Source organism: Tabrizicola sp. (assembly GCF_036781545.1).
Taxonomy (GTDB): Bacteria; Pseudomonadota; Alphaproteobacteria; order Rhodobacterales; family Rhodobacteraceae; genus Tabrizicola.
On record NZ_DAIQAT010000008.1, the window covers coordinates 18242 to 41293 of the forward strand.

A 23052-nucleotide genomic window follows, 5' to 3' on the forward strand; every position below is an offset into this window, starting at 1 on the left:
GATGCTGATCTGGCAACAATCGACGAGAGTGTCCATGCCCCTGACCCGCCGCGCCGCCCTTCTGGGCCTTTCCGCAGTCCTGCTGGCCGCCTGTGTCGGCGGCGGTACCTTCAAGACCGAATACACGCCGGTCCCCGCCGAACTTGCCAAGTCCTGGCGTCTGGCTGAAGTGCGGGTCTCGGTGCCGAAGACGCTGGTGGTCTCCGAGGCGAAGACGCTTCTGCCCAAGGCCGACATCGTCTGGCGCGAGGACCCGATGGGCGATCGCCATGCCCAGGTCGGCAAGATCATCCAGGCCGCCGTCCTGCGCGGGGCGCAGGGCCTGCGCGGCACGCGCCCGGTGATCATCGACATCACCGTGACCCGCTTCCACGCCCTGACCTACGAGGCGGAGCTCTCGAACAACGACTGGGGCGTCCATAACGTCGACTTCACGGCACAGGTGCTGGATGCCCGGACGGGCGCGGTGCTGCTTCCGGCCACCAAGATCCGCGCCGAGACGCCCGCCTGGTCCGGCGAGAAGATGAAGGAAGCCCGTCGCAAGGGCATCACCCAGAAGTCGATGATCACCAACCACGTCGCGGCCACCATCGCGGGCTGGCTGGGGCTTGGCCCCGACAACCGCGGCAGCTTCAGCCGCCAGGGGAACTAGCCCCGTCCCGGGCTTGACCCGGGACCTCGGCCAACCCGGCTTGCACGTGGGATCCCGGATCAAGTCCGGGACGACGTCACGCCCTCGGCACACCGCTTGGCCCGTTACCCCAGCGCCGCCTGCAGCTTCTTCGGCAGGCCCGCCCGGATCAGCGCATAGGAGGTCGCGATCCGTTCGCGCAATTCCTCGTCCGCCACGCGCCCGAAGGGAATCCGCGCCCAGGAGGCGTGAAGATAGGGTGCCCGGACCGCGCGGCCCGTCTCGATCAGCAGCCGCGCGGTCTCGACATGGTCGGTCTTGACCGAAACCCCGTCGCCCAGCTGGCCGATGATCGCGAACATCTTGCCGCCCACCTTCCAGCAATCATGCTCCGGCCCGAAGGGCTGGCTGACCTCGGCTCCCGGAAAGCTGCCGCAGAAGGCATTGACGAAGGCGCGGTCCTGCATTGACGGAATTCCCTTGGCGGAGCGGGGCGGGCTGATGTATGTCTCCCATCCATGACGACATTGCGCAACCTCCGCATCTGCTGCATTACCCGCTGACCTTCGGTCGCGCGGGCGCTTCGTCATTCCCTTCGGATGAAAAGCCGGTCCCGCGCGGGGGTTGCCGCACGCTTGGGACGACTGACATGACGATCCGCCTGACCAATTCGAAGACCCGGAAGAAGGAAGACTTCGTTCCGATCGACCCGGCCAATGTGCGGATGTATGTCTGCGGCCCCACAGTCTATGACCGCGCGCATCTGGGCAATGCCCGGCCCGTGGTGGTGTTCGACACGCTCTTCCGGCTGCTACGCCACGTCTACGGGGCGGAGCATGTGACCTATGTCCGGAACTTCACCGACGTTGACGACAAGATCAACGCCGAGGCGCTGCGGCGGCAGAAGGCCGGGGCTCCGGGAACGCTGGAGGAACTGATCCACCAGCGCACCGAGGAAACCATCGCCTGGTATCACGCCGACATGGACGCGCTCGGGGCGCTCCGGCCGACGCATGAGCCCCGCGCGACCGAATTCATCGCCCAGATGATCGCGATGACCCAAGGGCTGATCGCCTCCGGCCACGCCTATGCGGTCGAGGGGCATGTGCTGTTCCGCGTCCGGTCCTACAAGGATTATGGCAAGCTGTCGGGTCGTTCGGTGGACGACATGATTGCCGGGGCAAGGGTGGAAGTCGCGCCCTTCAAGGAAGACCCGATGGATTTCGTGCTGTGGAAGCCGTCCTCGGGTCAGGAACCGGGCTGGGACAGCCCCTGGGGCAAGGGCCGCCCCGGCTGGCACATCGAATGCTCCGCCATGGCACAGGAATTGCTGGGCGAAAGCTTCGACATCCACGGCGGCGGGCTGGACCTGCAATTCCCCCACCACGAGAACGAGATCGCGCAAAGTGCCTGCGCCCATCCCCACGGCGATTTCGCGCATTACTGGCTGCACAACGAGATGCTGCAGGTCGAGGGGAAGAAGATGTCCAAGTCTTTGGGCAACTTCTTCACGGTGCGGGACTTGCTGGATCAGGGCATACCGGGCGAGGTGATCCGGTTTGTGCTGCTGATGACGCATTACCGCAGCCCGATGGACTGGACGGCGGAGAAGGCGCGGCAGGCCCGGGCGACGCTAGGGAAGATTGCCGAGTTCTTGGGGAGTGACCCACTAACGAAGCCTCGGGGTGATCTTCGCTATGCCAAGCCGCCTCAGGAGTTCATAGAGGCGCTTTCCAACGATCTGAACACGTCCCTGGCTCTCACACTTGTCGGAAAGTACCTTAAGAATAGAGAAGAATTTAGCCTTGTCGGGGCGCTCCGACTTCTGGGCTTCGACATTGAACGTCTTAAGGAACAATTCGCCTCATTCTCCGTCCAGTCGTATGACAATGGAGTTGTGTCAGGTCACAAGATTAGTGCGCTCGGTGAAAGTGCTTGGGATCAAGCAAAACGTGTCGATGAATATCGGGTCATGCTGGAGGCACGCCGCACCGCTGCAATGTCTTCGAAGGATTTTTCAGGTGTCGATGCTTTGAAGGCGAAGCTGATCGCAGCTGGAATCGAGGTCCGCATGTCCAAAGCGGGTGTCGAGCTTGTCCCCGGCCCGGACTTCGACCCCACCAAACTGGAGGCGCTCCAGTGACCCTCAGATCACCCGTCCCGGGCCTGACCCGGGACTTCCCTGCATCCCACGCGGCCCCGGATCAGGTCCGGGGCGGGGTCACTTCATTTGTTAACACCACCCTAACGCCCGCTTGCAACCCATTGAAATCCTTTACCCCGAAATCTGCCCGCGCGTGGGCACGCCCATGACCCGCGACCGCCTCTTTCTCTTCGACACCACGCTCCGCGACGGCCAGCAGACGCAGGGCGTCCAGTTTTCCGCCACCGAGAAGACCCAGATCGCCCGCGCCCTCGACAGCCTCGGCGTCGACTATATCGAGGGCGGCTGGCCCGGCGCGAACCCGACCGACAGCGACTTCTTCGCCGCCCCCCCGGAAACGAAAGCCACCCTCACCGCCTTCGGCATGACCCGCCGCGTCGGCCGCTCCGCCGAGAATGACGACGTGCTGGCCGCCGTCCTGAACGCGATGACCCCCGCCGTCTGCCTGGTCGGCAAGACCCACGAATTTCACGTCACCACCGCCTTGGGCGTCACCCTCGACGAAAACCGCGAGGCCATCGCCTCCTCGATCCGCCACCTCGCCGCCAAGGGTCGCGAACCCCTGTTCGACGCGGAGCATTTCTTCGACGGCTACCGCGCCAACCCCGGCTATGCCCTCTCCTGCCTGCAAGCCGGCCTCGATGCCGGCGCCCGCTGGGTCGTCCTCTGCGACACCAACGGCGGCACGCTGCCTTCCGAAGTCGGCCGCGTGACGGCAGAGGTCATTGCCGCCGGCATCCCCGGCGACCGGCTCGGCATCCACTGCCACGACGACACCGGCAATGCGGTGGCGAACTCGCTGGCCGCGGTCGAGGCAGGCGCCCGGCAAATCCAGGGCACGCTCAACGGCCTGGGCGAGCGCTGCGGCAATGCCAACCTGACGACCCTGATCCCGACGCTGCTCCTCAAGGAGCCCTACGCCAGCCGCTTCGAGACCGGCGTCAACCGGGAGGCGCTGGCGGGGCTTCTCAAGACCAGCCGGATGCTGGACGACATCCTGAACCGCGTCCCTCTGCGCTCCGCGCCTTACGTCGGCGCCAGCGCCTTCGCCCACAAGGCGGGGCTCCATGCCTCTGCCATCCTGAAGGATCCGACGACCTACGAACACATCGACCCCGCCCTCGTCGGCAACGAACGGGTCATTCCGATGTCGAACCAGGCGGGCCAGTCGAACCTGCGCGCCCGGCTGGAGGCGGCGGGGATCGTGGTCGATCCGAAGGATTTCCGCCTTGGCCGGATCATCGAGGTGATCAAGGACCGCGAGGACCAGGGCTATGCCTATGACGGCGCACAGGCCTCGTTCGAACTGGTCGCGCGGCGCGAATTGGGCCTCTGCCCGGAGTATTTTGAGGTCAAGCGCTACCGGGTCACGGTGGAGCGGCGGAAGAACAAGTACGACCGGATGATCAGCCTCTCCGAGGCGGTCGTGGTGGTGAAGATCGGCGAGCAGAAGATGATGTCGGTCTCGGACAGCATGGACGAGGCGGGCAGCGACCGGGGGCCGGTGAACGCGCTGTCGAAGGCGCTGGCCAAGGATCTGGGTCCCTATCAGGCCTGCATCGACGACATGAAGCTGGTCGATTTCAAGGTCCGCATCACCAATGGCGGGACCGAGGCGGTCACGCGGGTGATCATCGACAGCGAGGACGGGCAGGGCCGCCGCTGGTCGACCGTGGGGGTCAGCGCGAACATCGTCGACGCAAGCTTCGAGGCGCTGCTCGATGCGATCCAGTGGAAGCTGATCCGTGACATCGGGGCCCCGAAGTGACGGTTTCCGCCTGCGCCGAGCTGGTGCAGCGGGGCGACCCGGACCGCTTCCGCGCGGTGATGGCGGCCCCGGTCGAGGCGCGGGCGCAGCTTTTCCCGCTCTACGCCTTCAACCTGGAGATCGCCCGCGCGCCCTGGGTCACGCAGGAACCGCTGATCGCCGAGATGCGGCTGCAATGGTGGCGCGAGGTGGTGGAGAACGCAGGCTCGGGCGCCGCGCGGGCGCATGAGGTGGCGGGGCCGCTGCACGAGCTGATCCGCGATTTCGGCCTGCCGGTCGAGGTGCTGGACCGGCTGATCGCCGCACGGCGTTGGGACATCACCCGCGACCCGCAGGGGGGGCCGGAGGGGCTGGCGGACTATCTGGAAGACACCGGCGCTGGCCTCATGTGGCTGGCGGCACGGGCCCTGGGCGCGCCGGATACGGCGGAAGAGGCCGTGCGCGCCTATGGCTGGGCGGCTGCGGCGGCAATGTATATACGCGCGGTGCCCGAGCTGACGGCGCGCGGGCGGCAGCCCTTGCCGGACGGTGTCTCGGTGCAGGACCTCGCACAGCGCGGGCTGGCAAAGCTGGCGGCAGCGCGGGCGGGGCGGAAGACCGTGCCGAAGGAGATCGCCCCGGCGCTGCTGGCGGGCTGGCAGTCGGAAGGGATTTTGCGTCAGGCGCTTGCGGGGCGATCCTCACCCGAATTGTCCGAGGCGCGGAAGCGCTGGAGCCTGATGTGGCAGGCCTTCACGGGCCGGTGGTAGGCAAAGCTCCTCGTTCGACTTCGTCTTCTCGTCGCCAGCGATGAGCGCATGAAATGCGACGAAGAGCGATCCGTCAGGCCCGGCGCGCCTCGGGGCGCAGCCAGAGCCAGATCAGTGCGCCCCCCGCCAGCACCAGGAAGGGCAGCATGGCAAGGTTGACCATCTGCCAGCCGGCCTGAACCGAGCCGCCCGAGCAGTTCATCAGCCCGCCCGAGGAAAAGCTGGCCAGCGTCACGCCGCCGAAAACCACAAGGTCGTTCAGGCCCTGCAGCCGCCCGCGCTCCTCTGGCCGTTGGGCCGAGGTCAGCATCGTGGTGGCGCCGATGAAGCCGAAGTTCCAGCCGAGGCCGAGGAGCATCAACGCGATGAAGAAGTTCTCCAACTGCACGCCCGCCATGGCCACAGCCCCTGCGGCGGCGAGGATGGTCAGGCCGAGGGCGATGATCCGTTCGGTCCCAAAGCGGGCGATCAGGTGGCCGGTGAAGAACGACGGCGCATACATCGCCAGGACATGCGCGGTCACGATGTCGGCGGCATTGCCCTTGTCGAAGCCGCAGCCGACGACGGCCAGCGGCGAGGAGGTCATGACCAGGTTCATCAGCGCATAGGAGACCGTGGCGCAGATCATGGCGACCAGAATCGTCGGGTTGCGGATCAACTCGCCCCGGCTGCGGCCGAGCGGGCTGCCCTGGGCGGCGGGTTTCGGTTTCGGGATGTCGAGGGCGAGGAAGAGGAAAGAGCCGAAAATGTTCAGCGCGATGACAGCGAGGTAGGAGCCGAGGAAGGTGACGGCCATGGCATCGGCGGTAACTTTCACCAGCTGCGGGCCGACGATGGCCGAGAGCAGCCCCCCGGCCATGACCCAGCTGATCGCCTTGGGGCGGAAGGCCTCGGACGCGGTGTCGACGGCGGCGAAGCGATAGAACCCGTTTGCCGACATGTAGACGCCGGAGAGAATGGCGCCGATGTTGAACAGCAGGAAGCTGCCGGTCGCGAGCCCCCAGGCGCCGATCACCGCGCCCGCCGCGCCTCCGGCGGCACCGAAGAAGAACCCGGCCCGCCGCCCGTAGCGCTGCATCAGCGCCGAGATCGGGGTGGCGGTCAGCATCGAGCCGACGACCATCATCGTCACCGGCAATGTGGCCCAGCAGATGTTCGGGGCGAGGCTGGAGCCTGCAAGCCCGGCGATGGTGAAGATCATCGGCAGCTGCGCGCCAAGGATGGCCTGGGCGGCGACAAGGACGAGGACGTTGCGGCGGGCGGTGGAGTCGCTGGTCATGGGCTATCGGTATGAGGCTTGCGGCGGATCGGCAAGGGCAAATGTTGGTCACCTCCGGCGGGGTATCGGGAGGTGCCTGGTTCACATTCCTCTTTGGAATCAAGGCATTGCTATGATTGACCAGCGCGGTTGCCGCCGATCGGCGTCGGGGAAGGCCTTAACGATCACAGTAGGGGCGGTGCGGGCGATGGCAGGTGCGCCGGGTCAGCCTTCACCCCTCCAGAAGCGAGCGGGCGATTTCCGCGGCATCGCCCAGATGGTCGCGCACCGCGCGCGCGGCCGCTTCGGGCGCATTGTCGCAGATCGCGGCGCAGATCCCCGCCATATGCGCGGGGCCCGAGATGCGGCGGTTCGTGGTGGCCAGCGTCAGCGCGCGCAGCCGCGAGATGCGGCCGTTCAGGCGCTGCACGATCTCCCACGCTACGTCGTGACCTGCGGCGCGGAAGATCGTCTCGTAGAACGCCGTGGTCGCGGCATAGAGCCGTTGCGGCGCCGCGCCATCGAACGCCGCCTGCAGCGCGCCCAGTGCCGCGCGCAGCCTTTGCTTCACCGCATCGTCGGCGATGCGCGCGCAGGCCGCCGCCGCATCAGCCTCGAGCAGGCGGCGGATGTCGTAGATTTGCCGCGCCTGCGGCCAGTCCAACCGCGCCACCACCGGCCCGCTGCGCGGCAGGGTTTCGACCAGCCCTTCGGCCTCGAGATAGCGGATCGCCTCGCGCACCACCGAGCGGGACACGCCCAGCTGTTCGCCAAGCGTGCGCTCGACCAGCCGCTCGCCGCTTTCGAACCGCCCGGCGATGATGGCCTGTCGCAGCCGATCCACCGCCAGCTCGCGCAGGGTGGTGGGGGAATGGTCGATGCGAAGGTCGGCGTCGGGCGTGTTCATGCCGCAAAGCCTAGCCCGGGCATCCGCGGAGGGCAAGGGTTGACATTCAGTATGATGGTATACCAACATACCAAACGACGCTTAAAGGACCGAAATGATGCCGGCACAGATTCGCAAGACCTTCACCCTGATCGAGACCACGCTGGTGGAAGGGGGCCGGGCGGCGAAGGTGCCGCTGAAGCTGATCGCCGCGGTGGCGGTGCTGAAGAACCCCTGGGCCGGTCGCGGCTTCGTCGAGAACCTCAAGCCGGAAATCCACGACATCGCCCCGGAACTGGGCGCGCTTCTGACCGCGATGATCCTTGAGGCGGCGGGGGGTGCCGAGAAGGTCGAGGGCTACGGCAAGGCCGCCGTCGTGGGGCTGGACGGAGAGCTGGAGCACGCCAATGCGCTGATCCACACCCTGCGCTTCGGCAACCACTACCGTCAGGCGCTGGGGGCCAAGACCTACCTCGCCTTCACCAATGTGCGTGGCGGGGCCAACACGCCGGTGATGATCCCGCTGATGGACAAGAACGACGAGGGGCGGCGCTCGCACTACCAGACCGTCCATTTCGCCATTCCCGATGCGCCCGCCGCCGACGAGATCGTGGTCGCCTTGGGCGCCTCGACCGGCGGGCGCCCGCATCACCGCATCGGGGACCGTTATCAGGATCTCAAGGACCTGGGCCATGATGTCGCGAATCCTGCGGCTGTCTGACGGCGCGGCCGTCCGGCTTCTGGAAGCGGGGCAGGGCGCCCCGCTTCTGCTGATCCACGGCGTGGGCCTGCGGGCCGAGGCTTGGGCGCCGCAGATCGCCGCGCTTTCGGATGGCGCAAGGGTGATCGCGGTCGACATGCCGGGTCACGGCGAAAGCGATGCCCTGCCGGGTCGGCCTGGCCTGCCGGACTATGTTGCCTGGGCGGCGCGGGTGGTCGAAGGCCTGGGTCTTGGGCCGGTCTCGGTCGCGGGCCATTCGATGGGCGCGCTGATCGCCTGCGGTCTGGCCATCGACCATCCCGCGCTGGTCCGCCGCGTGGCGCTCTTGAACGGCGTCCACCGGCGCAGCCCCGAGGCGCGGGCGGCGGTGTTGGCCCGGGCGGAAGAGATCGCCGCCGGGAAGGCCGGGATCGACGGCCCGCTGGCCCGCTGGTTCGGGCCGGGGGACGAGGCGGTGCGCGACCGCGTGGCGCTCTGGCTGCGCGAGGTGCCGCCCGAGGGCTACGCCAGCGCCTACCGCGCCTTCGCCGAGGGCGACACCATCTATGCCGCCCGCATGGCCGAGATTCGCTGCCCGCTTCTGGTGCTGACCGGCGAGAACGACGGCAACTCCACCCCGGCGATGACCGAGGCGATGGCGGCGATGGTCCCGCGGGGCCGTGCCGTGGTGATCGAGGGCCATCGCCACATGGTCAACCAGACTGCGCCGGACCGGGTAACGGCCGAGCTGAAGCGCTGGCTCACCCCCACGGAGGCTGCGGCATGACCCCGTTCGACCCGCGCGCGCTACGCGACGCTTTCGGCTGCTTCATGACCGGGGTGACGGTTGTCACCACCATCGGCCCCGATGACGCGCCGCTGGGCTTCACCGCCAACTCCTTCTCTTCGCTGTCGATGGACCCGCCGCTCCTGCTGGTCTCCATCGCCCGCAAGTCGATCAACCTTGCCGCCTTCGAGGGGGCGAAGGGCTTCGCTGTCAACATCCTGGCCGAAGGGCAGAAGGACATCTCGGGCACCTTCGCCCGGCCCGTCGAGAACCGCTTCGCCGAGATCTACTGGCGGCGCGGACCCGTGGGCTCGCCGCTGATCGCCGGGGTCTCGGCCTGGTTCGACTGCACGCTGGAACAGGTGATCCCCGCCGGGGACCATTCGATCCTGATCGGCCGCATCGGCCGCTTCGAGGCGACGCCCGCCCCGGGTCTCGGCTATTATCGCGGCGCTTATGTCACCCCGGCAGCCACCGGCGCGCAGATCCCCGCCGGGCCGGATGTGGTGATCTCGGCCATCCTGGAGGCCGAGGGTCAGATCGTCCTGACCGATGATGGGCGCGGCGGGCTGGCGCTGCCGATGGCCCGGGTGGGTCGCGAGGGCGTTCAGGCCGCGCTGGCCAAGCTGATCGCGGGGACCGGGCTGACCGCCGCCGCCGGCTCGATCTATGCCGTCTACGAAGACAATGGTCAGGGCGCGCAGCACATGGCCTTCCGCTGTCCCGCCACCCTCGGCAAGCCCGCCCGCGGCGCCTTCGTCGAGCTGTCGCCGCAGGGCCTGTCGGACGTGACCGACCCGGCCGCGCGGATCATGCTGGAACGGTTGGCCGCCGAGTCGCGCATGGGCAACTACGGCATCTATTTCGGAACGCACGAACAGGGTCACGTCACGCGGATCCACGAAAGGAAGGACCCATGAAATTCTCACTTTTCCTCCATATGGAGCGGATCTCGGCCGAGGATGACGAGCGCCGGCTCTACGAGGAAATGGTCGAGCTGTGCCGTATCGCCGACGAAGGCGGGATGCATGCCATCTGGACCGGCGAGCATCACGGCATGAACTTCACCATCGCGCCCAATCCGCTCTTGAACCTGGTGGACCTGGCGCGGCGGACGAAGAACGTGCGTCTGGGCACCGGCACGGTGATCGCGCCCTTCTGGCACCCGATCCGCCTCGCGGGTGAGGCGGCGATGGCCGACATCATCATGGACGGGCGGCTGGAACTGGGCATCGCGCGCGGCGCCTATGGCTTTGAATACGAACGTCTGTCGCCGGGGCTGGACGCCTGGACCGCCGGGCAGAAGATGCGAGAGCTGATCCCGGCGATCAAGGGCATCTGGGCGGGCAACTACGAACACAACGGCGAGCATTGGCAGTTCCCCAAGACCACCTCGGCCCCGCGTCCGCTGCAACAGCCGGGGCCGCCGCTGTGGGTGGCCGCGCGCGACCCGAACAGCCATGAGTTCGCGGTGCAGAACGGCTGCAACGTGCAGGTCACGCCGATGGCGCTGGACGACTGCGAGGTGCAGAGCCTGATGAACAAGTTCAACGACGCCTGCGCCAAGTTTCCCCACAAGCCGCGACCGAAGATCATGGTGCTGCGCCATACCTATGTCGCCTCGGACGAGGCCGATGCGATGCGGGGCGCGAAGGAGCTTTCGGTCTTCTTCAACTATTTCGCTGCCTGGTTCCGCAACGAAAAGCCCATCGACATGGGCCTGATCGAGCGGATGACCGAGGAAGAGATGGCCGGCTATCCGCAATACTCGCCGGACGTGCTGCGCAAGAACCATATCGTCGGCCAGCCGGCCGAGGTGATCGGCCGGGTGAAGTCCTACGAGGCGATGGGCTACGACGAATTCTCGATCTGGCTCGACAGCATGATGCCGTTCGAGCGCAAGAAGGCGTCGCTGGAACGCTTCATCCGGGACGTGATGCCGGCTTTTGCCTGAGGGAAAGATGGACCGCTTCCAGCACTATATCGACGGCGCGTTCGAGGACGGGGCAGGGGCGTTCGACAGCCTCGACCCGGCCACGGGCGCGGTGTGGGCGAAGATGCCGATGGCCTCGGCCGCGGATGTGGATCGCGCGGTTGCCGCCGCCGACCGCGCTTTCCGCGGCTGGGCCGGGCTGACCGCCACCGCGCGCGGCAAGCTTCTGTATCGCCTCGCCGATCTGGTGCAGGAAGCTGCGCCCCGCCTTGCCGGGCTGGAGACCCGCGACACCGGCAAGATCATCCGCGAGACCTCGGCGCAGATCGCCTATGTCGCGGACTATTATCGCTATTACGCGGGATTGGCCGACAAGATCGAGGGCGCGCATCTGCCGATCGACAAGCCCGATATGGAGGTCTGGCTGCGGCGCGAGCCGGTGGGTGTGGTGGCCGCCATCGTGCCCTGGAACTCGCAGCTGTTCCTGTCGGCGGTGAAGCTGGGGCCTGCCCTTGCGGCGGGTTGCACCGTGGTGCTGAAGGCCAGCGAGGACGGCCCGGCGCCGCTGCTGGAATTCGCTCGGCTGGTGGACAGGGCAGGCTTCCCGCCCGGCGTGGTGAACATCCTGACCGGGGGGCCGGAGGCCGGGCAGGCGCTGACCAGCCATCTCAGGGTCGCCCATATCGCCTTTACCGGGGGTCCCGAGACCGCGCGCCACATCGTCCGCGCCAGTGCCGAGAACCTGGCCCGGACCTCGCTGGAACTGGGCGGCAAATCACCCTTCATCGTCTTCGACGACGCCGATCTGGAAAGCGCAGCGAATGCGCAGGTGGCGGGCATCTTCGCCGCCACCGGCCAGAGCTGCGTCGCCGGATCGCGCCTGCTGGTCCAGCGCAGCGTCAAGGACGCCTTCATCGCCCGCCTGAAGGCCAAGGCCGAGGCCATCCGCATCGGCGCCCCGGGCGACCGTGCGACCGAGGTCGGCCCGCTGTGCACCGCCCGCCAGCGCGATCGCATCGCGCGTCTGGTGGCCGAGGCGCAGGCGGCGGGTGCCCGGCTCGTCACCGGCGGCACCCTGCCGGAAGGCCCGGGTTTCTACTATCCGCCCACCATCCTCGATTGTTCCGACGCGCCTGAGGCCCCCTCGGTCACGCAGGAACTGTTCGGCCCGGTCCTGTCGGTCCTGGCCTTCGACACCGAGGAGGAGGCGCTGGCCCTGGCCAATGCCACGCCCTACGGCCTCGCCTCGGGAGTCTTCACCCGCAGCCTGACCCGCGCCCACCGGATGATCCGCGGCATTCGCGCCGGGGTGGTCTGGGTCAACACCTATCGCGCCGTCTCGCCCATCGCCCCCTTCGGCGGCCACGGCCTTTCCGGTCATGGCCGCGAGGGCGGGCTGGCGGCGGCGCTCGACTACACGACGGTCAAGACCGTGTGGCTGCGCACCTCGGACGATCCGATCCCGGACCCGTTCGTGATGCGCTGAACCGATAAACCAGGGAGGAAACGCATGAGAAAGACCTTTGCCGCGCTGGCCATCGCCGGTACCTTCGCCACCACCCCCGCCTTCGCACAGGAGATGGTGTTCACCTCGTGGGGCGGGACCACGCAGGATGCGCAGGCCGCGCATTGGGCTGCGCCCTTTACCGAGAAGGGCGGCCCGGCGGTCACGCAGGACGGTCCCACTGACTACGGCAAGATCAAGGCCATGGTCGAGGCGGGCGCCGTGACCTGGGACGTGGTGGACGTGGAATACGACTGGGCGCTGCAAGCCGGCGCGCAGGGTCTTCTGGAGCCCTTGGACTTCGCCGTCATCGACAAGACGAAGCTGGATCCGCGCTTCGTGTCGGACTATGCGGTGGGCTCCTTCTATTATTCCTTCGTCCTCGGCTGGAACCCGGCCAATTTCCCGGACGCCAAGCCCGCCACGCTGGCCGACCTGTTCGACACCGCCAAATTCCCCGGCAAGCGCACCTTCTACAAATGGTCCGCCCCCGGCGTGATCGAGGCCGCGCTTCTGGCCGACGGCGTGAAGCCGGAGGAGCTGTATCCCCTCGACCTCGACCGCGCGTTCAAGAAGCTGGACACCATCAAGGGTGACATCATCTGGTGGGAAGGCGGCGCGCAATCGCAGCAGCTTCTGGCCTCGGGCGAGGCGCCGATCGGCTTCTTCTGGAACGGTCGCCTGGCCGCGCTGCAGGCCGACGGGCAGGATGTCGGCATCAGCTGGGATCAGAACATCACCGCCGCCGATGCGCTGGTCGTGCCCAAGGGCACCAAGAACAAGGACGCCGCGATGAAGTTCATCGCCGAGGCGACCAGCGCCGAGGGCCAGGCCGCCTTCGCCGCCGCCTCGGGCTATGCGCCGATCAACCTCGGCTCGGCCGAGCTGATGGACCCGGCGGTGCGCGCCACGCTGCCCGATGCACAGACCGCGGTGCAGGTGAACGCCGATATGGCCTATTGGGCCGAACATCGCGACGAGATCGGCACCCGCTGGTACGCCTGGCAGGCCGAATAAGCCGCCCCAAGGCAAATCACGGGGCCGCCCGGTCAGCCGGACGGCCCGCTTTCCTGGAAAGGACACCCGCATGTTTTCCGCCGCCCGCCGACGTGGATCGGGGCTCGGCTTCGCGCTTCCCGCGACCGTGCTGCTGATCGCCTTCTTCGTCGTGCCCGTCGCGGCGCTGCTGGCCCGCTCGATCACCGAACCCGAGCCGGGCTGGCAGAACTACCAGGCGCTGCTGGGCTCCACCACCTATCTGCGCATCTTCTTCAACACCTTCTTCGTGGCTGGCGTTGTCACGCTGGTGACGGTGCTGATCGCCTTCCCGGTGGCCTGGGCGCTGGCGATCATGCCGCGCCGCTGGGCCGGGGTGATCTTCGCCATCATCCTGCTGTCGATGTGGACCAACCTTCTGGCGCGCACCTACGCCTGGATGGTCCTGCTGCAACAGACCGGCCTGATCAACCGGACGCTCCAGGCGCTGGGACTCATCGACCAGCCCCTGCAGCTGACCAACAATCTGGTCGGCGTCACCATCGGCATGACCTACATCATGTTGCCGTTCATGATCCTTCCGCTCCTCGGGGTGATCCGCAAGATCGACCCGGCGATCCTGCAGGCTGCCGCGCTTTGCGGCGCGACCAAGGGACAGGCGCTGCGCCGGGTACTGCTGCCCCTCGCCGCGCCCGGCCTCGCCTCGGGCGGGCTGATGGTCTTCGTCATGTCGCTGGGCTATTTCGTCACCCCCTCGCTTCTGGGCGGCACCGCCAACATGATGCTGGCCGAGCTGATCGCCCAGCAGGTGCAAAGCCTGGTCAACTGGGGCATGGGCGGCGCCGCGGCCTTCGTCCTTCTGGTGGTCACGCTGGGTCTCTACGCCGTGCAGCTGCGTTTTTTCGAGCGACAGGAGGCCCGCTGATGCTTCTGGATTTCGACAAGCTGGGCGCGTGGAAATGGGTGCTGTCCGCGATCTGCGCGGTGATGGCGCTGTTCCTCTTGCTGCCGATCCTGTTCATCGTCGCCTTGTCCTTCGGATCGTCGCGCTGGCTCATCTTCCCGCCGCCGGGCTGGACGCTGAAATGGTATGAGGATCTCTTCGCCGATCCGCGCTGGATCGGTGCCGCCCTGACCTCGGCCAAGATCGGGGTGATCGTCATGGTGCTGTCGGTGGCGCTGGGGCTTCTCGCCTCGCTGGCGCTGGTGCGCGGCACCTTCCGCGGACGGGCGGTGCTGCGCGCCTTCTTCCTGACGCCGATGATCCTGCCGGTGATCATCGTCGCCGTCGCGCTTTATGCAGCCTTCCTGCGGCTGGGGCTGAACGGAACGCTGCCGGGCTTCGTCATCGCCCATCTGATCGTGGCGCTGCCGTTCGCCATCATCACCATATCGGGCGCGCTGGAGACCTTCGACCCGGCCATCGAGGATGCCGCCATCCTCTGCGGCGCCAGCCCCTGGGAGGCGCGCTTCCGCGTCACCCTGCCGGGCATCCGCCATGGTCTCTTCTCGGCGGCGATCTTCTCCTTCCTGATCTCGTGGGATGAGGTGGTGCTGGCGATCTTCATGGCCTCGCCCAGCCTGCAGACCCTGCCGGTCAAGGTCTGGACGACGCTGCGCCAGGACCTGACCCCGGTGATCGCCGCTGCCTCCACCCTTCTTGTCGCGCTGACGGTGCTCTTGATGCTCGTCGCCGCGGTCTTCCGCAAAGGCAAATCCGAATGACCGCGCCCTTTCTCCAGATCGACGGCATCCGCAAGGTCTATGGCCCGGTCGTCGCCACCGACCGGGTGGACCTGACCATCGCCGAGGGCGAGTTCATGACCTTCCTCGGCCCCTCCGGCTCGGGCAAGTCGACGACGCTCTACATCCTCGCCGGATTTCAGGATCCCACGGCAGGCGACATCCGCCTGCGCGGGCAGTCGATCCTGCGGACGCCCTCGCACAAGCGCAACATCGGCATGGTGTTCCAGCGTTATACCTTGTTCCCGCATCTCTCCGTGGGCGAGAACGTGGCCTTCCCGCTGCGGGTGCGTCGGATGGGCCAGTCCGAGATTGCCACCAAGGTGAAGCGCGCGCTTTCGCTGGTGCGGCTGGACGGGTTCGAGGACCGGATGCCGGCCAAGATGTCGGGCGGCCAGCAGCAGCGCGTGGCGCTGGCGCGTGCGCTGGTTTACGATCCGCCGGTCCTGTTGATGGACGAGCCGCTGTCGGCCCTCGACAAGAAGCTGCGCGAGGAGATCCAGCACGAGATCCGCCGCATCCATCAGGAAACCGGCGTGACGATCCTCTACGTCACCCATGATCAGGAAGAGGCTCTGCGCCTCTCGGACCGGATCGCCATCTTCAACCATGGCCGGATCGAGCAGGTGGGCACCGGGCCGCAGCTCTATGCCGATCCCGCCACCCATTTCGTGGCCGATTTCATCGGCGACAGCGCCTTTCTGCCGGGCCGACTGGAAAGCGTTGCGGGCGACCGCGCGGCGCTGCGTTTCGCCGATGGCACGCTGGCTGCTGCGGTGCCGTTGCACGGTCAGGGCCAGGTCGGCCAGACGGCTGAACTGATGCTGCGCCCGGAGCGGATCGAATTGTCGCCCGAGGCCGGACCGGAGGGCGCCTCGCTGCCGGTGACGGTCGAGGACATGACCTTCCTCGGCAATAACACGACGGTTACCGTCCGAACCGGCTGGGGCGGCGTGCTGACGGTGCGGCTGAACTTTGGCCATCCGCTGACCGGAAGGCTGGCCCGCGGCGACCGGCTGCACATCCGCTGGTCGCCGGACGCGGCCCATGCCTTCGGGCGCGGTTAGGGCGCCGAATTCAAGCCCCTCGACTGGCTGCAGGCCTCTGATGCCGTTGCAGAATCGGCAGGGAAGATGCCTCGCCGGACGGTCGACCTTGCGGAGACACGCAAGCTTGGCCGATAACGGCAGTTCAGGGCGTCAGACGCGCCTGCAGCCACGTCGAAGAGGTTTGGAAACCAGAGCAATGGTGGGCCGGATCATCACATCGCTGGACTGCGTGGCCGAAGGGGCGGACTGGCTGGGCCGCCGCGAGCCCCGGTTCGCCGTGGCCTTGGCGCAGGTGGGCCCGCTGCCCCTGCGGCGCGAAGAGGATGGGTTCGCGGCCCTGTTGCGGGCGATCGTGGGGCAGCAGGTCTCGGTCGCCTCGGCGCGGGCGATCTGGGGGCGACTGGAGGGGCTGGGGCTGACCGATGCCCCGGTGATGGCGGCGGCGTCGGACGAGGATTTGCGGGCGGCGGGGCTCAGCCGGCAGAAGGCGCGCTACGGACGAGCCTTGGCTCAGGCCGGGATAGATTTCAATGCCTTGCGCGGCGTCCCTGATGTGGATGTGGTGCAGACCCTGGTCGCGGTGCCGGGGATCGGGGTCTGGACGGCGGAGATCTATGCCATGTTCGCGCTGGGGCGCGCCGATGTGTTTGCGCCCGGCGATCTGGCGCTGCAGGAGGCGGCGCGGATGCTTTTCGGGCTGGAGGCGCGGCCCTCCGACAAGGCGCTGCGGAAGATGGCGGAGGAGTGGTCGCCCTGGCGGTCGGTTGCGGCGCGCATTCTCTGGGCCTACTACCGGGTGGCGAAGGATCGGGAAGGGGTTATCTGATGCGGGAATTGCGGTTCGGGCGGAAGGGTGTCGCGAAGGGGAAGGCGAAGAATCTTCTTGTCTTTCTCCATGGTTACGGGGCGGATGGCAGTGACCTTCTTGGCCTTGCCGATGTGCTGGAGCCGCATCTTCCGGACACCGCCTTCATCGCGCCTGACGCGCCGGAGCCCTGCCGGGGCGGGGGCGTCGGCTACCAGTGGTTTCCGATTCCCTGGATCGACGGATCAAGCGAAGCGGCGGCGGCGGAAGGTCTGGCCGCGGCGGCGGAGGACCTGAACGGGTTCCTTGACGCAAGGCTGGCGGAGGAGGGGCTGACGGCAGACCGGCTGGTTCTGGTGGGCTTCAGCCAGGGGGCAATGATGAGCCTGCATGTCGCCCCGCGCCGCGACAAGGAAATAGCTGGAATCGTTGCGATTTCCGGTCGCCTGCTGCGGCCGGAGGCACTGGCGGCAGAGGCCAGGGTGAAGCCGCCGGTGCTGCTGATCCATGGCGACCAGGATCCGGTGGTGCCATTCGCTGACATGGCCAAGGCGGGGGATGCGCTGGTGGCGGCGGGGTTCCCGACCTATGGCCATGTGATGAAGGGAACCGGCCACGGCATCGCGCCCGACGGGCTGGGGATGGCCCTGCAGTTCATCCGCGACCGGCTGGGGATTAAGTAAAGATTAAGCCGCGCTTCGGGCGAGGGTGGCGAGAGATCAGCTTCGCCAGATAAGCGCTTGGGAACGCTGGCTTAACGGTATCTCCGGCCAGGATGGAGACCGTCTGGAATCTGTCTGGGTCGCGTATGGATCATGTATGGACGCGCGGCCCTGCCAAGGCTGTTAACCAGCCCTTCGAATCAGCCAACCGCCTCCAGATAGACCGCGCAGCCGGTCAGCGCGGCATAATCGTCCTCGACCACCGTCACCGAGAAATCCTTTTCCAGCAGGTCCACCCGGCGCGGCTCGCGGAAGGCGGCTGTCAGGCCGAAGCGGGCGAAATGCGGGGTCAGCGCGCGGGACATGCCGCCGATCAGGTAGATGCCGCCATAGGGCAGGTGGATCAGCGCGAGATCGGCCAGCATCTGGCCGAGGATATGGACGTAGAGCCGGGCGGCATGGGCGGCAACTGCATCGCCTGCGTCGAGCGCCTTCAGGACATCGGCCGAGGCGAGACCGTCCGGCACACCGGCCTCGGCAGCCGCGAAGGCGTGGAGGTTCGCCAGACCGCGGCCCGCCAGAACTTCCTCGACCCCGGCATGGGGCACTTCGCCCTCGGCTTTCAGCTTTGCCTCGATGAACCGGACAAGGCGGAAGTCCTCTTCGGTGCGGACGGGCATGTTGACATGGCCGCATTCCGAGGGCGGCACGACGCGGCCCTTCGGGGCGGGATGGACCGGCGCGGCATTGACCCCGGTGCCGAGGCCGACGACCAGCATCGCGCCGCCCGTGGATGGTCCTTCGATCACCGTCCGCAGGTTTTCCGGGGCGATATGGCCGAGCGCCTGGCCCTGGGCCTGCAGGTCGTTCAGGATCGCGACGCGGGTTGCGCCGGTCGCTCCGGTCAGCTTTTCGCCGTCAACCACCCAGGCGAGGTTGGTCATCTCGGCCACGCCGTCCTGAACCGGCCCGGCGGCGGCGACGCAGACGCCCGAGACCGAGGCCCCGGTCTGGTCGAGATAGTCGCGGAGCACCTGGGCGATGTCCTGGCCGCGCGCCTGGTATTCGGCATTCGGGAAGCGGCGGATCGAGTCGAGCCTGACGCGGGTGCCCTCGGCCAGGGCGACGCGGGTATTGGTGCCGCCGATATCGGCAAGGATCGCAAGGGTCATGGCCTGTGTCCGTCGTCAGAAGCTTAGTCGGTGATAGGGGGAAACGGCGGGTCGCGCCAGAGGGATCAAAGCGCTTCGGGTCAGGGGGCGGGTGAGGGGCCGGTGGACATGCCTTCGACCAATTCCGCCTCGAGCAGCTGCTCGGCGGGGGGCTGGTAAGGGTTGGCGATGCGGTCGAGCAGAAGCTCGGCCACCAGCCGCCCGGCCTCACGCACCGAGGAGCGCATCGCGGTGAAGATCGGCTTGTCCTCGCCGTTCTTCATGTAACTCAGATCGTCGTCGAAGACGATCAGCGAGACATCGCGGCCAAGCACCAGCCCGGCGCCTTCGATGGCGCGGCGCACGCCCATGCCCGAGATCATCGAGGCGGCGAGGAAGGCGGTCGGCGGGTCGGGAAGGCGCAGCATCCGCTCGGCGGCGCGGAAACCCGCGACTTCGGACATTTCGTCGGACGACATGAGCGCCGGGTCGGGAGCGAGGTCACGCGCCGCCAGCGCCTCGACATAGCCGCGGCGGCGGCGGATGGCGAAATCCATGAATTCGAGGCCGTTGACCAGCGCGATGCGGCGGTGGCCGAGGTCGAGGAGGTATTCCGTCGCCCGCAGGAAGGCGCGGCGGTTGTTCACGTCGAGCCAGGAATAGGGCAGCGTGGTGCCGGTCGCGCGGCCATGGACGACGAAGGGCAGGCCGATCTCGCGCAGGAGCGGGATGCGGGGGTCGTTTTCACGCGGGGAATGGACGATGATCCCGTCGACATTCCCTTTGACCTTCATCGCGCGGTAGGTCTGTTCCTCCTCCTCGTCGGGCACGACGGATAGAAGCATGTCATAATCGTTCCGGCTGTAGGTCTCGCCCGCGCCGGCGATGAAATCGGCGAAGACGGGGTTCACGATCTCATGCCGCGTGGCGATGGGGATGACATGGCCCACGGCCATGGCGCGGCCCGTGGCCAGCCGGATGGCGCGGGTGTTCGGGTGGTAGTTGTGTTCCTTGGCCGCCGCCATGACGCGGCTGCGGGTGGCCTCGTTCACCTCCGGGTAGCCGTTCAGCGCCCGCGACACCGTGGTCGGCGACAGGCCGAGCTTCTGGGCAAGTTCCTTGAGGTTCATGGGCAGGCGGGGCTCAATGCGATTTGGACCGTGGGACCATAGACCGGGGTCGGGGAGGCGTCAAAGCCTTACGCAGGAAGAAGGGCCAGAAGGCAGAGCCAGAGGAGGCAGAGTGCGGCTGCGATGGCGAGGGGGACCCAGAGGGTGAGCCGTGGCGCGGGTGCGCGGGAGTTTCGGAGCGAGACGGGTTTCATGGGTCCGGATTAACGGCATGGAAAGGTTTCTGCGGCGTTAATCGTGCCATGTTCGATGCAGGCGACCTCGGGGCCTTCCTGCCCCTGCAGCAAAGCGCGGCCTATGCGGCGGCGGTGGCGGCCTGCGGCGCGCGGGTGCGCTGGCTGGAGGGCGGCGTGCTGGCGGTGGAGCGGGGGCGGCTGCGGCTGGTCTCGCGCGGGACGGGGCTGGACCGGGCGGGGGTGCGGCGGCTGGCGCGCTGGCCGGGGGTGACGCTGGTGACGCCGGAGGATGGGGTGGCGGGGTTCGGTCTCGTGCCGCTGGTCACGCCGATGCACCATGCGGTCTGGGCATTGGGGCCGGACTTGCGGGCGGGGATGGCGCGCAACTGGCGGGGGCATTTGCGGCAGGCGGAGCGGGCCGGGCTGCGGGTCCGGCGCGGGGATGCGGCGACGCTGGAGGCGCTGATCCGACGGGAGGCGGTGCAGCGGGCCGAGCGGCGCTATCGGGCGCTGCCGGAGGGGTTCACGCGGGCGCTGCCGTCCGGCGCGCTGCGGCTTTGGGACTGGCGGCAGGCGGGTGCGGTGCAGGCGGCGATGTGCTTCGTCGTGCATGAGACGTCTGCCAGCTATCACCTGTCCTGGGGCTCGGATGCGGCGCGGTCGGCGGGGGTGCATCAGCTGATGCTGACCCGCGCGGCCGAGGCGCTTTGGGCCGAGGGCGTGCGCTGGCTGGACCTGGGGTCGGTGGACAGCGACCGGGCGCCGGGGCTCGCGCGGTTCAAGCTGGGGACTGGGGCCCAGCTGCGGCGGCTGGGGGCGACCTGCCTGGTCTTGCCCTGAGCGCTGTGCCGGGGCAGGGTGGCCGGAACAGGGGGGGATGCCATGGTCACGGTGACGGAAGAGATGGTCGAGGCGTATCAGCGCGACGGGGTGGTGCTGGTCAAGGGGCTGTGGGCGGACTGGGTGGAGATGCTGCGGGCCGGCGTGGCGCGGAACATGGCCAACCCAACGCACCAGATGGCGACGTTGAAACCGGGCGAGCCGGGGTACTTCTTCGACGATTACTGCAACTGGGAGAAGGTGCCGGAGTTCGCAGCGGTGATCCGTCAGTCCCCGGTTGCCGAGGTGGCGGCGCAGCTGATGCGATCCCCGCGCGTGCAGATGTTCCACGACCATGTGCTGGTGAAGGAGCCGGGGACGACGAAGCCCACGCCCTGGCATACCGACGGGCCGTACTACTTCGTCGAGGGGAAGCAGACGGTGAGCTTCTGGTCGCCGCTGGACCCGGTGCGGGAGGCGGCGCTGCGCTGCGTGGCAGGGTCGCATCTCTGGCCGAAGGACGTGCTGCCGACGCGGTGGATGTCGGAGACGAATTTCTACCCGGGGAAGGATGACTACATGGCGGTGCCCGACCCCGAGGCGGAGGGGATGGACATCCGGGAATGGGAGATGGAGCCGGGCGATGCCGTGGCCTTCAACTTCCGCACCCTGCACGGGGCGCGCGGGAACCATGCGGCGACGCGGCGGCGGGCGTTCTCGCTGCGGCTGGTCGGCGAGGATGCGCGGTATGTGGAGCGGCCGGGGCCGACCTCGCCGCCGTTTCCGGGGCATGGGATGCAGCCGGGCGAGCGGCTGCGCGAGGACTGGTTCCCGGTGCTGCGGGCGGGATGACGCCGGATGGGGCGTGAGATCGCGCATCCTGCATCGGCTGCGGGCGTGAGCTGCCCGCGCGCGGGCAGTTGCGCGGTTTGAGGAAGATCAAGGACTTGGGCGCGGGCTTTCACCATGGGTTAACCCTGCTTGCACCCGCCAGGAGACCTGCATGACCCTGCAACCCCGCCCAAAGCTTTATCCGCCGCCGGAATTTCCGCCGCGGCGACCGAAGCTGTTCGCGAAGACGCCTCCGGCGATCTTTCCGCCGATCCTGGGGCTTCTGGGCCTTGCCGGAGCGGTGCGGCTGGCGCTGGGGCGGCTTGGGTTTGATCCGGGGCCGGGGGATTTGCTGGCGGGGGCGGCGGTCGCGCTATGGGCCTTCGCGACGATGGCCTATGGCGTGAAGATCGCGCGGCGGCCGGGCGTGGTGGTCGAGGACCTGCGGGTGTTGCCGGGGCGGTCGGGGCTGGCGGCGCTGACCATGGGCGGCATGGCGGCCGCTGGGCTGGTCGGGGCCTATGGCGCGCAGGCGGCGGCGGGGCTGCTGCTCCTCGCGCTGGCTGGACATGCGGTGCTGGCGGGGCTGCTGGTCCGGCTGCTTCTGGGCCTGCCGCCGGAGGCGCGGGCGGTGAACCCGACGCTGCATCTGAGTTTTGTGGGCTTCATCGTGGCGGCCGCCCCGGCGCTGGCGCTGGGATGGGGGTTGCTGGCCGAGGGGCTCTTCTGGGGGACGTTGCCGGTGGCGCTGGCGATCTGGGGGCTGAGCCTGCGCCAGTTCGCCCGCGCGGTGCCGCCTGCGCCCCTGCGACCGCTGCTGGCGATCCATCTGGCCCCGGCGGCGCTGTTCGGCGCGGTGGCGGGGCTGCTGGGGATGCCGGAACTGGCGGCGATCTTCGCGGGGCTTGGGCTGGTCTACGCGATTCTGCTGACGGCCGCGGCGCGCTGGCTGCTGCAGGCCGGGGTCACGGCGATGTGGGGGGCCTTCACCTTTCCGCTGGCGGCGCTGGCGCTGGCGCTGATGGCTGCGGGCGGGGTCTGGCTCTGGCCGGGGATCGGAGTGACGGTCCTGGCGCTGGGGGTGAACCCGGCGATCCTGTGGTGGGTGTTGAAGCGCTGGCCGGGAGGCAAGCTTGCGGCGGTGACGAACGCGGCGGAGGCGTGACCCACCTCATTTCCTCTCTTGGGGGGCGGAGGTCGTTTGCGGGTTTGGGACGGCTGCCGGAGGGAGCGCTGGCGCGCGAGGCTTTGTCTTGTCGTCGGGCTTCGCCCCCTCAGTCGGGGCGCTTCGCCCCTGGGGTAGCGCCAAA

General features: G+C 68.0%; 23 protein-coding genes. 18 read left to right on the forward strand and 5 right to left on the reverse strand.

What is annotated here, in order from left to right; genetic code table 11:
* The first annotated feature begins 34 nt into the window (after positions 1–34).
* Entirely contained in the window at positions 35–652 is a 618-nt protein-coding gene (locus tag V7Q39_RS03080) for a DUF6778 family protein (protein ID WP_333814911.1), read from the forward strand.
* Positions 653–756: 104 nt separating this feature from the next.
* Here the strand turns inward: V7Q39_RS03080 and V7Q39_RS03085 are convergent, their stop codons facing one another.
* Positions 757–1098, reverse strand: coding sequence for an MmcQ/YjbR family DNA-binding protein (locus V7Q39_RS03085; RefSeq protein ID WP_333814912.1), 342 nt, complete (start codon positions 1096–1098; stop codon positions 757–759).
* Between the two features lie 182 nt (positions 1099–1280).
* Between V7Q39_RS03085 and cysS the strand changes: the two genes are divergently transcribed.
* The 3 genes from cysS (at position 1281) to V7Q39_RS03100 (ending at position 5312) form a co-directional block, all read left to right on the forward strand.
* Complete coding sequence (gene cysS / locus V7Q39_RS03090) at positions 1281–2774, forward strand: cysteine--tRNA ligase (protein WP_333814913.1); 1494 nt, start codon at positions 1281–1283, stop codon at positions 2772–2774.
* A 166-nt stretch (positions 2775–2940) separates the two neighbouring features.
* Positions 2941–4563 (forward strand): citramalate synthase, encoded by a 1623-nt coding sequence (gene cimA, locus V7Q39_RS03095; protein ID WP_333814915.1) that lies wholly within the window; start codon positions 2941–2943, stop codon positions 4561–4563.
* Positions 4560–5312 (forward strand): phytoene/squalene synthase family protein, encoded by a 753-nt coding sequence (locus V7Q39_RS03100; RefSeq protein ID WP_333814916.1) that lies wholly within the window; start codon positions 4560–4562, stop codon positions 5310–5312. Before cimA ends, V7Q39_RS03100 begins: the two co-directional genes overlap by 4 nt.
* Positions 5313–5385: 73 nt before the next feature.
* On the opposite strand, the gene V7Q39_RS03105 is transcribed toward V7Q39_RS03100, so the two are convergent.
* Positions 5386–6591, reverse strand: a complete 1206-nt coding sequence (locus tag V7Q39_RS03105; RefSeq protein WP_333814917.1) for an MFS transporter — start codon at positions 6589–6591, stop codon at positions 5386–5388.
* A gap of 211 nt (positions 6592–6802) precedes the next feature.
* The gene (locus tag V7Q39_RS03110) at positions 6803–7477 is read right to left on the reverse strand and encodes a GntR family transcriptional regulator (RefSeq protein ID WP_333814918.1); all 675 of its coding nucleotides are present in this window, start codon (positions 7475–7477) and stop codon (positions 6803–6805) included.
* 97 nt (positions 7478–7574) lie between these two features.
* On the opposite strand from V7Q39_RS03110, the gene V7Q39_RS03115 reads away from it, so the two are divergent.
* The 11 genes from V7Q39_RS03115 to V7Q39_RS03165 all read left to right on the forward strand — a co-directional run bounded on the left by V7Q39_RS03115 (position 7575) and on the right by V7Q39_RS03165 (position 17656).
* Complete coding sequence (locus V7Q39_RS03115; protein WP_333814919.1) at positions 7575–8177, forward strand: amino acid synthesis family protein; 603 nt, start codon at positions 7575–7577, stop codon at positions 8175–8177.
* Complete coding sequence (locus V7Q39_RS03120; RefSeq protein WP_333814921.1) at positions 8149–8943, forward strand: alpha/beta fold hydrolase; 795 nt, start codon at positions 8149–8151, stop codon at positions 8941–8943. Before V7Q39_RS03115 ends, V7Q39_RS03120 begins: the two co-directional genes overlap by 29 nt.
* On the forward strand, positions 8940–9863 hold the full coding sequence (locus V7Q39_RS03125) for a flavin reductase family protein (protein ID WP_333814923.1): 924 nt from the start codon (positions 8940–8942) through the stop codon (positions 9861–9863). The genes V7Q39_RS03120 and V7Q39_RS03125 overlap by 4 nt, the downstream gene beginning before the upstream one ends.
* Positions 9860–10897 (forward strand): LLM class flavin-dependent oxidoreductase, encoded by a 1038-nt coding sequence (locus tag V7Q39_RS03130; RefSeq protein WP_333814924.1) that lies wholly within the window; start codon positions 9860–9862, stop codon positions 10895–10897. The genes V7Q39_RS03125 and V7Q39_RS03130 overlap by 4 nt, the downstream gene beginning before the upstream one ends.
* 7 nt (positions 10898–10904) lie before the next feature.
* On the forward strand, positions 10905–12362 hold the full coding sequence (locus V7Q39_RS03135) for an aldehyde dehydrogenase (RefSeq protein ID WP_333814925.1): 1458 nt from the start codon (positions 10905–10907) through the stop codon (positions 12360–12362).
* 24 nt (positions 12363–12386) lie between these two features.
* On the forward strand, positions 12387–13397 hold the full coding sequence (locus V7Q39_RS03140) for an ABC transporter substrate-binding protein (RefSeq protein ID WP_333814926.1): 1011 nt from the start codon (positions 12387–12389) through the stop codon (positions 13395–13397).
* Between the two features lie 70 nt (positions 13398–13467).
* Positions 13468–14301 carry an ABC transporter permease gene (locus V7Q39_RS03145; protein ID WP_333814928.1) on the forward strand — a complete coding sequence of 278 codons (834 nt, stop codon included), beginning with the start codon at positions 13468–13470 and terminating at the stop codon, positions 14299–14301.
* Positions 14301–15101: an ABC transporter permease gene (locus tag V7Q39_RS03150; RefSeq protein ID WP_333814930.1), complete on the forward strand. Its 801-nt coding sequence runs from the start codon at positions 14301–14303 to the stop codon at positions 15099–15101. Before V7Q39_RS03145 ends, V7Q39_RS03150 begins: the two co-directional genes overlap by 1 nt.
* Positions 15098–16186: an ABC transporter ATP-binding protein gene (locus tag V7Q39_RS03155; protein ID WP_333814932.1), complete on the forward strand. Its 1089-nt coding sequence runs from the start codon at positions 15098–15100 to the stop codon at positions 16184–16186. Before V7Q39_RS03150 ends, V7Q39_RS03155 begins: the two co-directional genes overlap by 4 nt.
* Positions 16187–16364: 178 nt before the next feature.
* Entirely contained in the window at positions 16365–16994 is a 630-nt protein-coding gene (locus V7Q39_RS03160; protein WP_333814934.1) for a DNA-3-methyladenine glycosylase family protein, read from the forward strand.
* Positions 16991–17656, forward strand: coding sequence for an alpha/beta hydrolase (locus tag V7Q39_RS03165; protein WP_333814958.1), 666 nt, complete (start codon positions 16991–16993; stop codon positions 17654–17656). The genes V7Q39_RS03160 and V7Q39_RS03165 overlap by 4 nt, the downstream gene beginning before the upstream one ends.
* 179 nt (positions 17657–17835) lie before the next feature.
* Here the strand turns inward: V7Q39_RS03165 and V7Q39_RS03170 are convergent, their stop codons facing one another.
* Complete coding sequence (locus V7Q39_RS03170) at positions 17836–18807, reverse strand: glucokinase (RefSeq protein WP_333814936.1); 972 nt, start codon at positions 18805–18807, stop codon at positions 17836–17838.
* A gap of 80 nt (positions 18808–18887) precedes the next feature.
* Complete coding sequence (locus V7Q39_RS03175) at positions 18888–19916, reverse strand: LacI family DNA-binding transcriptional regulator (RefSeq protein ID WP_333814937.1); 1029 nt, start codon at positions 19914–19916, stop codon at positions 18888–18890.
* Positions 19917–20158: 242 nt separating this feature from the next.
* Here V7Q39_RS03175 and V7Q39_RS03180 point away from each other — a divergent pair, with 242 nt between their 5' ends.
* The 3 genes from V7Q39_RS03180 (at position 20159) to V7Q39_RS03190 (ending at position 22907) form a co-directional block, all read left to right on the forward strand.
* Entirely contained in the window at positions 20159–20932 is a 774-nt protein-coding gene (locus V7Q39_RS03180) for a GNAT family N-acetyltransferase (RefSeq protein WP_333814938.1), read from the forward strand.
* Positions 20933–20974: 42 nt separating this feature from the next.
* Positions 20975–21763, forward strand: a complete 789-nt coding sequence (locus V7Q39_RS03185) for a phytanoyl-CoA dioxygenase family protein (protein ID WP_333814939.1) — start codon at positions 20975–20977, stop codon at positions 21761–21763.
* 151 nt (positions 21764–21914) lie between these two features.
* Positions 21915–22907: a tellurium resistance protein gene (locus V7Q39_RS03190; protein WP_333814940.1), complete on the forward strand. Its 993-nt coding sequence runs from the start codon at positions 21915–21917 to the stop codon at positions 22905–22907.
* Positions 22908–23052: the final 145 nt, after the last annotated feature.